The organism is Chitinophaga caeni (assembly GCF_002557795.1).
Taxonomy (GTDB): Bacteria; Bacteroidota; Bacteroidia; order Chitinophagales; family Chitinophagaceae; genus Chitinophaga; species Chitinophaga caeni.
In genome coordinates this window covers 4,007,617-4,020,467 of record NZ_CP023777.1, presented here as the reverse complement: position 1 = coordinate 4,020,467, position 12,851 = coordinate 4,007,617, and the positions used below count along the sequence as shown (strand labels likewise).

The window sequence follows — 12,851 nt, the reverse complement described above, 5'->3', positions numbered from 1 at the left end:
GCGCCGTTAAGCGCTTTTATTTTCCAGTGCCGCTTTTACTTTCGGAATAACTTGGTTGCCGAATAATTCTATCGTATTTAACACTTTCTCATGCGGTATATACCCTTTCACCAGCTGGGCCAAGAACCGGGTATTATTAAAGAGTTCTTTTTGTAACAATAATTTTTCAACGATCTCGTCCACACTACCCACGAATAATGGTCCTTCCGGCATACGCAGGTATTCAAATTGTTCCCTCGTCATAGGCGCCCAACCCCGATCTTTTCCAACCCGGTTCATTAAGACTTCGTAAGAAGGATAAAATTCATCCGCCGCTTTTTCTGAACTTTCGGCAACATAGAACTGGGAATTGATCGCCAATTGCAACTGTGCCGCATCATGCCCTGCCTGGGTGGCTGCCTGCCGGTAACGCTGTACGAACGGTAAAAAATGGCTGGGATTACCACCGAGTATTGCCAAGGCTAAGGGCAAATTCAGTTTGCCAGCCCTAACCGCGGAAGCCGGTGTGCCACCTGCCGCTATCCATATGGGTAAATGTTCCTGGTAGGGTCTCGGGTAAATGCCCCGCTGGTAAATAGGCGCCCTGAATGTACCTTTCCACGTTACGATCTCTTCACGGTTTATTTGTAATAATAGCGCCAGCTTCTCATTAAACAAGGCATCGTAATCATTCAAACTGTATCCGAACAAGGGGAATGACTCCGTGAAAGAACCCCGGCCGGCCATAATTTCTGCCCTGCCGCCGGATAATAAATCTAGGCTGGCAAAACTTTGATAAACCCGCACGGGGTCATCTGAGCTTAATACCGTCACGGAACTGGATAAACGGATTTGTTTCGTCTGGGTAGCAATGCCACCCAAAACAGTGGTAGGATCTGAAATAATAAAATCGGGCCGGTGATGCTCGCCCAATGCAAATACATCGATGCCTACCCGGTCGGCTAACTTGGCCTCTTCCAATAATTCTTGCATCCTTGCAAACGATTCCTTAGCGCGGCCAACAACATTTTCCGGTCGCACTTCACCAAATGTACTAATACCAAATTCCATCTAACAATGATTTAATTCGCAATTTAAGGTAATTTAAGAATAGTTTTTGACAAGGATAAATTTGCGTAACTCCTAAGTTACATTTAAGTTTGCGTAACTTAAAAGTTACTTATTATGCAAAAGATCATCCAGCATGAATTCAAATTTCAACATTCTCCCGCCCTGGTATGGGAATACTTAACAGATCCGGAATTATTGGCTGAATGGCTTATGCCGAATGATTTCAAACCCCTCGTGGGACACCATTTTCATTTTAAAACCAAACCAAAGATCAATTTCGGCTTTGATGGAACGGTGTACTGCGAAGTACTGGAGATCATACCCTTTCAAAAGCTTGTTTACTCCTGGAAAGGGGGGATGTCGAAAGAAAAACCCGGCCTGGACTCTATCGTTACCTGGATCTTGGAGCCTATGGACGGTGGAACTTTGCTGAAGTTAGAACATGCCGGTTTCGATGGTTTCCGGAATTATTTCCCTTACCTCGTGATGAACAAGGGTTGGATAAAAATAGGCAAGCGTTTTATCAAGAATATTAAACCGGTATAAGATGTCTACGCAACAATTAGATGTATTTCAAGTAGTCGCTGATCCTAGTAGGAGAACCATTTTGCAGATGCTCTCCGAAGATAGCATGAGCATTAATACGATAGCGGAAAATTTTGAAATGAGCCGGCCGGCAGTTTCAAAACATATAAAAATATTGAATCAAGCGGGCTTTATATCTATAGAAGATATCGGGCGGGAGCGGTACTGCACCTTGAAGCAAGATGGGTTCCGGCAATTGCAGGATTGGATGCAGTATTTTGATCAATTTTGGCATACCAAATTGAATAAGCTGGCGCGGCTCCTGGATGAAAGACCTTCCAAGGACGAATAAATATCCGTGCATCAAGTATCGAAGCGCAATTGCACCGTTAAAATGCCGCAATTAACCCCAACCCGTAAAGCAGCATCCATTTACTTTTGTGGAAGAGCACATGACCCAAACAAATTTAAATGGAACAGGATGATTTCTTCCGAGAATAAAACATTAGCTACAGCTATCAACCAAGCATTTTTACTGGGAGATGTCGGTTTTTTTGAGCAGCACTTATCGCATGATTTCGAATGGCATTTACCAGGCCTACCCGAACCGCTTAAGCGCGAACATTTCCTTGTAATGTTACGCTCCGGCGGCACGGAAGTAAAAACATCGAGAGTTACGAACATGATCGCGGAAGGTAATTTCGTAGTTGTTCAAAGCGATGGGAAACCGGTACAATTAAATGGCGCTTGGAGGCAGCAGCATATCTGCGATATTTACGAGATTGAAGATGGTATGTTGATTCACCTAACTACTTATTTCGACACGGCCATGATGGAAGAAGAAATGGATGAAGGATAAGAATTATCACTTTCTGTTTAGAAATTGCATTTGATAAGATTGAAGCCCGATCCCGCGAAGTTGCCGTTTGTCCCGCGAACCTTCTAGGCTTCTAATTTCGTAATAATATATTCCTTTAATACGATCGCATTGTTATGCTTTTCATCATGGGCGCTATATAGGAAGGTCGTAACCGGGTGAAGCCGAACAATGTCGATCAGGGCCTGCACAGATTCATTGATGGATAGTTCTGCCGCATATTTTCTTTGGAATGATTGCCATTTCGCGGGTTCATGGTTGAACCATTTTCTCAATTCGGTAGACGGCGCAACGGTTTTTAACCATTGATCTGCATGCAACTCCTCTTTGCTGATGCCGCGTGGCCATAATGCATCTATTAAAACCCTGTAGCCATCAGTTTTATCAAAACTGCTGTACGTTCTTTTTAGTTGAATAACTGGTGTAATAGATCTCAATAATAAATGTTTTTAGTTACCGGCCTTTTATTGATAACAACCTCATTTGTATTTTGTTCCAGGTCAAATTCAATGGTTACCCAGTAATAGTAGAATATAAAAATACAACATGTGTGATGATATTATATCAGTTGTAACAAATAATTGGTTTCCAGTTATTAATAGTAAAAGCCTGCTAATTTTTTATTTTATGTTACGTTAATACGATCCCTAGATGATTTAATGACCGTTTAACCAAACATTGTAAGAAATTCAACCGACACTTTTATATCTTGTAGCACCAAAACCAAACTTGAATGAGTAATAGGAGAGACTTTATCAAGAAAGCAGCGTTATTGTCCGGGGCTACTGGAATTGCAAATACCATCCCGGCATCAATACAAAAAGCTTTAGCCATTAACCCTGCACCCGGTAGCACATATCTAGATGCGGAACACGTGGTATTCTTAATGCAGGAAAACCGTTCTTTCGACCATACATTCGGTACGCTTAGGGGGGTGAGGGGATTCAATGATCCCCGGATCATCCGTCAACCGAATGGTAACTTGGCTTGGCTACAAACCGATGAGAAGGGCGATACTTACGCACCTTACAGGTTAAATATTAAGGATACGAAAGCAACCTGGATGAGTTCTTTACCGCACGGTTGGTCCGACCAAGTTGATGCCCGGAATAAAGGGAAGTATGATGGTTGGCTACTGCATAAAAAATCCCCGATCAAATCCTACGAGCATTTACCGTTGACCATGGGTTATTATGATCGGAATGATTTACCCTTTTACTATGCTTTGGCAGATGCTTTTACTGTTTGCGACCATAATTTCTGTTCTTCATTAACAGGTACCACGCCTAATCGCCTGTACTTCTGGACCGGGTCTATCCGTGCGAAGCAACAGCCGGATTCCCGTGCCAATGTTTGGAACAGCGATGTAGATTATAATGCTTGGGCGGATTGGAAAACATTCCCCGAGGTATTGGAAGATCACGGTGTTTCGTGGAAAGTTTACCAAAATGAAATCAGCGTTGGTGTTGGTCTTGATGATGAGGAAGAAAATTGGTTGGCCAATTTTACAGATAACCCGCTGGAATGGTTCGAAAATTTCAACGTACGGTTTTCTAAAGCGCACCGTGAATATTTACCGGTAGCCAAAACTAATTTGGAAATCGCTATCGCTAACATGGAACGGGAAATCAGCGAAGGAAAGGATAGCCCCGATCTGCAAAGGAAGTTGGCCGCCAGGCGTAAACAGCTTAGCATGGTGGAAGACAGCATCAAAAACTTTACACAAGCTGCTTATGATAAATTGAGCGAGCGCCAGAAGGCTTTACACGGGAAAGCATTTACGACGAATGTTGGGGATCCTGATTACCATGAGTTGACTACTTTGAAATATAAGGATGGTAACGAAGATAGGAGTATTAGGGTGCCTAAAGGAGATGTATTACATCAATTCAGGGAAGATGTTAAGAATGGCCAATTGCCAACGGTTTCTTGGCTCGTGCCACCCGCGGCTTATTCTGATCACCCAGGTTCGCCTTGGTACGGGGCATGGTTTCTTTCAGAAACGATCGATATCCTGACCCAGGATCCCGAAATTTGGAAGAAAACCATCTTCGTTCTTACCTATGATGAAAATGATGGGTACTACGATCACTTTTCTCCTTTTGTAGCACATAATCCTGCTGATCCTAGTTCCGGGGCTGCGACGAAAGGTGTTGATACCAGCAGCGAATTTGTAACGATGGAACAGGAGTTGGCCAACAAGCGATCCAAAAAATATGCTAGGGAAAGCCCCATAGGTTTAGGTTACCGGGTGCCGATGGTAATTGCTTCTCCATGGAGCAGGGGTGGCAAAGTTTGCTCGCAAGTTTTTGATCATACTTCTTCCTTACAGTTTTTGGAACATTTCCTGACTCATAAGACCCGCAAAACCGTTGAATGTCCGAATATCACCTCTTGGCGCAGGGTAATTTGCGGCGACCTGAGCAGCGTCTTTAAACCATTTGATCCTGCCGATGCACATAATTTACCTTTCCTTGGTAAAGACGCTGTGATCGAGCAGATCTATAATGCTAAGTTTAAAGAATTACCGGACGGTCAAAGAAAACTGAACGGGGAGCAAATAGCCGCGGTCAATGCTTCACCGCATCAATCGCCTTACTTACCGCGGCAGGAAGCCGGTACGAGAACGGCTTGTGCCATTCCGTACGAGTTGTATCTTGATGCGGCGCCTTTGCAAAATGGTATCCTGAAAGTAAAAATGAAGGCCGGTAAGGATGTGTTTTCCAAGCGTTCATTAGGGGCGCCATTCAGCGTGTATGCGCCGGGTAAGTATAAAAATGAATCTTGTAAGTTATGGTCATTTTCGGTTGAAGCCGGTGAATCCCTGGAATATGATTGGAATGTAAATGATTTTGAAGGGAGCAATTACTGGTTATATGCGCTGGGGCCAAATGGATTCTCACGCGAGTTGAAAGGTAACGCAAATGATCCATCCTTGATTGCAAACTTGTCTTACCAACAAAGAAAGATTAGAAAGGCCGGGTTAACTGGCAATTTAATCCTTGAACTACGTCTGCCAGCCAATAGCCAACCATTGGTTGTTAACCTGGTAGACAATGCATATAAAAGTCCTGCTACCAGTAAAACAGTTCATCCCGGAGTTCCGGTTAAAATCGTGATTAACCTGGAGAAAAGCTCGGGTTGGTATGATTTTACACTGATGGTCGATGGTAACGATGGATATGAAAGACGTTATACCGGGCACGTTGAAACTGGTGCTGATAGCATCAGTGATCCATTTATGGGTGCAGTTATCGGGTAACGAAAATTACTACCCTGGCGCGCGAGCACAATTGGTCGTGCCCAGGGGTCGTTTTTTGAATGCTTTAGCCCAAAGTCCAAAATTTTCGCTGGTTCGAACTTCCGAGCTCGGACCCACGCACAATTGAGTACATTTACAATTTTAGGGGAAACGAAATGGTAGTTACACCGTTGCACCCGTAACAGCCAATCGTCGGATTCCTTATACCGGCGAACAAGATGTACGCCCAAAGTCCAAAATTTTTGCTGGTTCGAGCTTCCGAGCTCGGACCCACGCACAATTGAAGGCATTTACAATTGTACCGGAAACGAAATGGTAGTTACAGCGTTGTACCTGTAACAGCCCATCGTCGGGTTCCTCATACAGGCGAACAAGTTGTACTAGCGGTTGACCATAATGCTATGCAGGAGTTGTGGGGCTGGCAGATTGATTTTTGAATGCTTTAGCCCAAAGCCCAAAATTTTTGCTGGTTCGAGCTTCCAAGCTCGGACCCACGCACAATTGAGTACATTTACAATTTTATGGGAAACGAAATGGTAGTTACACCGTTGCACCCGTAACAGCCAATCGTCGGGTTCCTCATACTGGCGAACAAGATCTACTACCGGGTGAACGTTATTTCATGGACTCCGATCTTGGTAAGCTCGAACCAGTTAAATAAAGAAGTGTATGGCGGAACTTCCCCATTAAACAATTAGGAAAATTAACTAGGCAGTACGCAAACATTGGCTGTTCAAAACATCGGCGGTGTTAGTCGATTTGTTCGATGTTACATATATAAATGCCCGGCTTTGACACCGGGCAAAAGGATGTTAACAAATTTAATGGCAAGCTATTTTATTTCGTTCCCACTCTTAACAAGATAGGGAATTGAAAAGTTATTTTTTCTTGATCTGCAAATACCGCTTTCAAAGCCGGCTCTATAAAACTCACGGGGTTAGTATGTTCTGATCGGATATAATGCTGTACTGCCGACCAGGTAGCCAAGTATCCTAACAATTGATTCAAATCCCATTCACAGCTATGCTCAAAGACCGGGGTTGATTTTTCCTCGAAGGGAAAAGGGATTGTTTTGTAACCTTCGTCAATGTATTTTCTTTCTACTTCCCAATGGTCGCGGAGAATTTCATTATGTAATTCGTCGATGGCATTATTAATAGCTTCCGTGGAGCGAAGTAAACCGTAACCGGTTACAGCGATGACGCCGCCGGGCTTCAAGGTTCTACGCACCTCTGCATAAAACTGATCGAAATTAAACCAATGAACGGCTTGTGCTACGGTTACCAAGTCAAAAGACCCGTCCTTAAAATCGGTATGTTCGGAGGGCATTTCTAGATACTGGACGTTTGCCACTTTCCTTGCTGCCGCTAATTGGGGTTTACTGATATCCGTTGCTATTACATTCTTGAAATAGGATGATAACCTGGCGGCAACTTGCCCGTTACCGGTGCCGGCATCCCAAGCTAATTCATGCGCCGGTGCTAGGTTTGAAAGGTAAATAAATAACTCTGAAGGATAACCTGGCCTATACGTGGCATAATTTGCCGCATCAGTTGAAAATAAATCTTTCATACACGAGGAATTACCTTAAAGTTACATTTTCTTCCTTTAATTTAATCTTTTTTGCACTGGAAAAAATAGTTGAAATTAGTGGTATAAAATACACTAGCGTATTAACACAACATATCCTTTTTGTTGATGTACTTTCCCTTGATAATCAATTCCGGAAACGGCCCAGGTATAGGTGCCGCCTACTGCTTTTTTCCCCTGGAACTGGCCATCCCAGGCTGCCCTTAGATCCCTGCTTTCAAATACGAGTTGCCCCCAGCGGTTCCATATCCTGAAGTAATCCAGCGATTGCATGCCGGGAGAAACAGCACGGAATAAGTCGTTCTGACCATCGTTATTCGGTGTGAAAGCCGTGGGCGTATAGAATGTGGGGCCTTTATAAACTTTTACATGCAAACTTTGTGTTTCGATACATCCGAAAGGCGACTCTGCCCGGAGGGAATATGTTTGATCGCCTTGCAAAATCGCGATCGGGTTGGCCGTGTAAGGATTATTCAACCCCGTAGCGGGATACCAGGCAAATTGTATGTTGTCTCCATTGGCATATGCATTTAACTGTAATGGTTGCCCCATCGCAACAAGTGTATCCCCGGTAGCTTTTAATTGCATGGAGTGGATCGTAACATCTTGCGGCTGGGTTCGTGTAATGCAGCCATCCTGCGTGGTAGCACTTAACTGTACCTGGAAATTCCCCGGTTCGGGGTAAACATACTGCATATCTTTTGTACCGATAGACTGACCATCGCCCAAATTCCACTGCCATTCGCTGACAGGCACCTGCGGATTTAAACTCAACCCGTAAAACCTCGACACATCCCCGTAGCAAGCATCGCTTACCGAAGCTACTATATCTGCACTTTCAGATACTTTCAGGGGGAATGTTTCCGTGGTGGCGCAGCCGGCCTGGGTGAAAGCTGTAAGCTTCACCTGGCGGGTACCGGGTTGCTGAACCGGGTAAACGGGGTTTTCCGTATAATCGTAATCGCCGTTGCCCCAGTCCCATTCCCAGGCTACAACATCGCCATATTGAGCCGTAGAGGCATCGTGGATGGTAAAGTCCTGGCCGGTACATAATAAATTGGGCGTGAAGGCAACAACAGGATAATCGCTGATGCTTACCTGCGTGTAATTAGTATCAGAAACGCAGCCGCTATTATCTTCGATGACCATCTTGATATTATAATTTCCGGCCCCCGGGAAAACATGCGGTGGCGGGATGGCTTCAGTAGAAGTGGTACCATCTCCAAAATCCCACCAATACCTCGTGATGCTACCAAAGGAGCTTGAAGCATTTTGAAATTGTATAGGCAATCCTTCACAGAATCTTTGCTGGTCATTGACGCTGAAGGAAGGTCTAAGGGCAGCGCAAAATTGTTGCAAGTTGGAGTAGCCGCCTGTAGATCCGGCAAATCCCCAGTATACCATGGGGTTGCCACCGAAAACGTTGTTTAAAAAATCGTAAGTTAACCGCAACCTTTCCTGCTTGTCAACACTCACGATCATGGTATGTGTGCCGGCATCCCATTGTATACGGAAGAGATGCCATTGGCAGTCTTCAATATTCGACTCATCTTTTACGGCATTAACCGGCCCGGCAAGGTTACCGAGCGGATCTGCATGATCGGAGATGCCATTTATTTGTATCGCGACGTGATCCGAGGCAGGATCGTTTTCATCCGGGTTTTGAAAAGTGTCTATAATCACGCCAACGGAAGGCTTGATACCGGCAAAGCCGATGCCTTGGCCCGTTGATCCTAAATTGGTTCCCCTTGTTTGTAAAATAAACCCGATACCGTCAGCCCCGTTGGCGTCTTTACAACCCAGGTTTACGTCAAATACATAATCGAAAGAATTCAGCAAGCTCACCTGGTTCTTATTCCAGATAGTACCACTGGTATTGTTGACATCTTGTGTCAATGTATAACAGTTACAACTTTCTTGAGAGGCGCCCCCATTCAGTATGTATGGTAACTGGACCTGCCCGATGGCAGTGAAGCAAGGGAAGATCATTAAAGCCAGGAACCAAGCGACTCTTTTCATGGTATTGGAGTATAAATATTGCTGTAGTTAAAGTCCGGATGCTACAAGATACATCACGGTAACTGATATTCCAAGTACTGTATTTTTGCCTTTACAGGGGCAATTCCTTACTGATATACCCTACGAATGACCAGATTTCGAGTACTTCCGAAATATCTACTTTATATGAGTTGTAGATAGGGTTCAGTGAGTGTAAAGTTAGACTTCCCATTGTTTTGATATTGTTTTCTACCATTTTAAAAACGATATCCTGCCCTGTTCCCCCGAGTACCAATATACACGCGCTATTATTTTTAATGCTTGTCCAGTCATCAACATATTGTGCAATTACGTGGCTTCCGCTGGGAATGGGTAACATAGAATCCCCGGAAATTGGAAACATCCGGATCGTTTTTTCCCTGGGTAAGCCGGGCAATGAAAATTTTGGTAATGATGTGATGAACTCCGGGTTATTGTATCCCGAGCGGTAACCGGCTTGGGCTTGCACGGGAACAAATTCGCGGTACTCCTCGTTATCATGATCTACCGTAATGGGAAGCACCCTGATCTTTTGTCCGTGTATATCGTGTTGTTTTAATAAGAGTTCTACCAGCGTAGTTTCATCGTAAGCAGATAAATTTTCAGTGGCGAACAGGTGCAAAGGGATACCAAAATACCTGGCAATATGCACCATATCTTCCAGCCTGGGATTCTTTGTTTTCCCGCTTTCCTGGGCATGGATTTTACCGCGTGATAATTGCAGTATATTCGCTAATTGTTGTTGTGAAATGCCTTGCCTTTTTCTTAAAAACCTCAGGTTCGATGACCAGTATAATTGTTGATGATCCATGCTTGGGCGTTTAGTCTAAACTTATTTGAGCCCGCAAAAGTAAAGGAATCTGTTGCGAATACCTAGCGTATAACTTGTTGTAAAACAAGATTTAGCTCCCTTATTTAAGCAATTGAAAGGCCATTCGGATTATTATGAGTATCTTTGCGGCGTTTCATCGGCAATGTATGAATTGCTAGAGATGGAACTGGTAGCACCTTTAGTGGTATACAATCGCCATGAGTGGTCATTCGCTGCAACCGCTGCCAACCGGAATGATTCTTATCCTAACAGTATTCATTCTATTTTTTCCCGGTAATTCTTCCGGGTTGATAAGACATAATAACATTCATTATGAAATTAACATCAACAAAATTGATGTTAACATATTTTTTTATACCTAAGCTATACATAGTAATATGATCAGTGAAGTATGTAAAAAATCGGTTCGACAGGTAAAGGAAACTGGTATCGTGCAACAAACGGCATTTTGGTCGGAAGTGAAGTCGAAACAGGGCTTGGATTCCTATGCCTTCGACTTTACAATTCAACAAGGACAACGGAAGTATTTTAATTTCCCCGACGAATCAGGGGAAACGGATATATTAGTAATTATTCAACAGGTCAATACGGAGCAGAGCATTGCATATGTACCGTACGGCCCGGAGTTAGAACCTTTGCCGGATTTACAAGGACCATTCTTGGAAGAATTATCGGAGATGATGCGGCCATACCTGCCGAAGAACTGTATCCTGATCCGCTACGATTTAGCTTGGGAATCGCCCTGGGCAAAAGAGGAAGACCGTTTCGATGAGTCGGGCAAATGGTTTGGCCCACCCGGAAAACAATACCAGGAGTTCCGGTTAAATTTTCAAACCCATCATCATAGGCTGATAAAATCAAATTCGAATATTCTCCCGGCGCATACCATCTTTATGGATTTAAAGAAAGATGATGCCGCCTTGCTGTCAAGGATGAAACCCAAGACAAGGTATAACATCCAGTTGGCGAAAAGGAAGGGCGTGCAAGTACGCTCTACCGGTTTGCAAGACATTGATACCTGGTATGATTTATATACACAAACAGCCAAGCGTAACCGTATCCATCTTAATGAAAAACATTATTTTGAGGCCGTGTTAAGCGCGAAGGCAGATAATACAGCATCGCCTGCTGAAGTAGAATTATTGATTGCTTCGGCTAATGAACAACCCTTGGCAGCTATGTTCCTCGTAACTTCCGGTAATAGGGGAACTTATCTTTACGGCGCATCTGGAAACCTGCACCGTAATTACATGGCTACCTATGCACTGCAATGGGAGGCCATGCAGAAAGTCAGGCAGAAAGGCGCGAGCGAATATGACTTTTTCGGTGTTTCCCCGAGTCCGGATCCACGGCATCCGTTATACGGGCTATATAAATTTAAAACTGGTTTCGGCGGGGAACTCTACCACAGGATGGGCTGTTGGGATTACCCTTTATATGATGATGCTTATAAAACATTCACGGCAGTTGAAATGAGCAGCAAGGGATACCATCTGTAGGGCCTAGGCATGCCTTAGCTCAACGCATCTTTATTTACAAGATTTGGTAACGGCATACCGTCTCTTGCCGCGATAATATTTTTTGCCGCCAATATTGCCATTGCAGCACGCGTGCCTTCCGTTGCCGAGCCGATATGTGGAAGGATGGAAACTGTAGGTAACCGTAATAGCGGGTTGTTGGGAAGCATCGGTTCGGGATTGGTAACGTCCAAGCCGGCGCCCCATATTTGTCCTTCAACAATAGCTTCATATAAATCATTTTCATCGTGTATGCCGCCCCTGGCCGCATTTATAAAGATGGAACTTGATTTCATCTTTATAAATGTATCCTTGTTAAATATCCCGCGGGTAGAAGCGGAAAGGTTAGCATGCACGGAAAGAACATCACTTTCGCGGAGTAGTTCTTCAAAACTTACGTACCTGGCATCCAGTAAATTTTCCGCCGCGATGTTCCTGTTCCTATTATGATAAATGATCGGGCTTTGATAGAAGCTTTTACAATATTTTGCGAATACCGTACCTATATTCCCAAGCCCGAAAATACCGACTGTTTTGCCTTCCAGGTCGATACCGAGGTTGGCGGTTGGGTCGGTGAAGCCCCAATGACCGTCAAGTATATATTGATGCATAAAAAAAGCTTTGCGGGCAGTAGCCATCATTAATAGGAATGCCGTTTCGGCAGTAGATGCATCGAGTACACCGGGGGTATTCGTGACGGGAATATTCAGATGGCTGGCAGCTTGTAAATCCACGTTATCATATCCAACCGATAATAAGGCGACACATTTCAAATGTGGGCATGCTTCAAAAAAAGCGGCGCCCAGTTTCTGCCCAGCGCAAATCACGGCATCGTAATGTTTGCATATTTCGATCAGTTCATCCTGGTTCAGCGCTTGCCGGCCTTCAAATTGGGTCAGCGGTATGCCCGCAGCTGTTAGCATATCCACTCCCGCTTGGGGTAACATCCTTGTTGCGTAGACTTTCATTTTTTGAATCTTTTAATTGAGCGAAAACAAATCTCTTGTTAAAAAGTGCCATACTTGTGCACTTTACTTTTAAAAGTTACGGTATAATTGGGATTTTCCTGCCCTTGTAAGTAGATAAATATCCCGCGGCATTGAACAACCTGTTTGGCTTCTCGATTAAAAGCGAGGTGCAGTATTGTATATATTTGATTTA

General features: G+C 44.0%; 11 protein-coding genes. 5 read left to right on the top strand and 6 right to left on the bottom strand.

The features are described from left to right. Window positions 1–6: 6 nt before the first annotated feature. Window positions 7–1,050 carry an Atu2307/SP_0267 family LLM class monooxygenase gene (locus COR50_RS16880; RefSeq protein ID WP_098195073.1) on the bottom strand — a complete coding sequence of 348 codons (1,044 nt, stop codon included), beginning with the start codon at window positions 1,048–1,050 and terminating at the stop codon, window positions 7–9. Between the two features lie 114 nt (window positions 1,051–1,164). Here COR50_RS16880 and COR50_RS16875 point away from each other — a divergent pair, with 114 nt between their 5' ends. From COR50_RS16875 to COR50_RS16865, 3 genes are all read left to right on the top strand, one after another. Beyond that, entirely contained in the window at window positions 1,165–1,596 is a 432-nt protein-coding gene (locus COR50_RS16875) for an SRPBCC family protein (RefSeq protein WP_098195072.1), read from the top strand. A gap of 1 nt (window position 1,597) precedes the next feature. Continuing rightward, the gene (locus COR50_RS16870; RefSeq protein WP_098195071.1) at window positions 1,598–1,927 is read left to right on the top strand and encodes an ArsR/SmtB family transcription factor; all 330 of its coding nucleotides are present in this window, start codon (window positions 1,598–1,600) and stop codon (window positions 1,925–1,927) included. Window positions 1,928–2,056: 129 nt separating this feature from the next. Beyond that, the gene (locus tag COR50_RS16865) at window positions 2,057–2,434 is read left to right on the top strand and encodes a nuclear transport factor 2 family protein (RefSeq protein ID WP_157760934.1); all 378 of its coding nucleotides are present in this window, start codon (window positions 2,057–2,059) and stop codon (window positions 2,432–2,434) included. A gap of 83 nt (window positions 2,435–2,517) precedes the next feature. On the opposite strand, the gene COR50_RS16860 is transcribed toward COR50_RS16865, so the two are convergent. Then, entirely contained in the window at window positions 2,518–2,889 is a 372-nt protein-coding gene (locus COR50_RS16860; protein WP_232516203.1) for a DUF488 domain-containing protein, read from the bottom strand. A 296-nt stretch (window positions 2,890–3,185) separates the two neighbouring features. Here COR50_RS16860 and COR50_RS16855 point away from each other — a divergent pair, with 296 nt between their 5' ends. After that, a complete protein-coding gene (locus COR50_RS16855) occupies window positions 3,186–5,714 on the top strand; it encodes a phosphocholine-specific phospholipase C (protein WP_098195069.1) in 2,529 nt (842 codons plus the stop codon). Between the two features lie 837 nt (window positions 5,715–6,551). Here the strand turns inward: COR50_RS16855 and COR50_RS16850 are convergent. The 3 genes from COR50_RS16850 to COR50_RS16840 all read right to left on the bottom strand — a co-directional run bounded on the left by COR50_RS16850 (window position 6,552) and on the right by COR50_RS16840 (window position 10,152). Next, window positions 6,552–7,286: a class I SAM-dependent methyltransferase gene (locus tag COR50_RS16850; protein ID WP_098195068.1), complete on the bottom strand. Its 735-nt coding sequence runs from the start codon at window positions 7,284–7,286 to the stop codon at window positions 6,552–6,554. Window positions 7,287–7,379: 93 nt separating this feature from the next. Continuing rightward, window positions 7,380–9,323, bottom strand: a complete 1,944-nt coding sequence (locus COR50_RS16845; RefSeq protein WP_098195067.1) for a lectin-like domain-containing protein — start codon at window positions 9,321–9,323, stop codon at window positions 7,380–7,382. Between the two features lie 91 nt (window positions 9,324–9,414). Then, complete coding sequence (locus COR50_RS16840) at window positions 9,415–10,152, bottom strand: XRE family transcriptional regulator (RefSeq protein WP_098195066.1); 738 nt, start codon at window positions 10,150–10,152, stop codon at window positions 9,415–9,417. Between the two features lie 398 nt (window positions 10,153–10,550). On the opposite strand from COR50_RS16840, the gene COR50_RS16835 reads away from it, so the two are divergent. Next, window positions 10,551–11,672, top strand: a complete 1,122-nt coding sequence (locus COR50_RS16835; RefSeq protein ID WP_098195065.1) for a lipid II:glycine glycyltransferase FemX — start codon at window positions 10,551–10,553, stop codon at window positions 11,670–11,672. Window positions 11,673–11,686: 14 nt separating this feature from the next. Here the strand turns inward: COR50_RS16835 and COR50_RS16830 are convergent, their stop codons facing one another. Then, a complete protein-coding gene (locus COR50_RS16830) occupies window positions 11,687–12,658 on the bottom strand; it encodes a 2-hydroxyacid dehydrogenase (RefSeq protein ID WP_098195064.1) in 972 nt (323 codons plus the stop codon). Window positions 12,659–12,851: the final 193 nt, after the last annotated feature.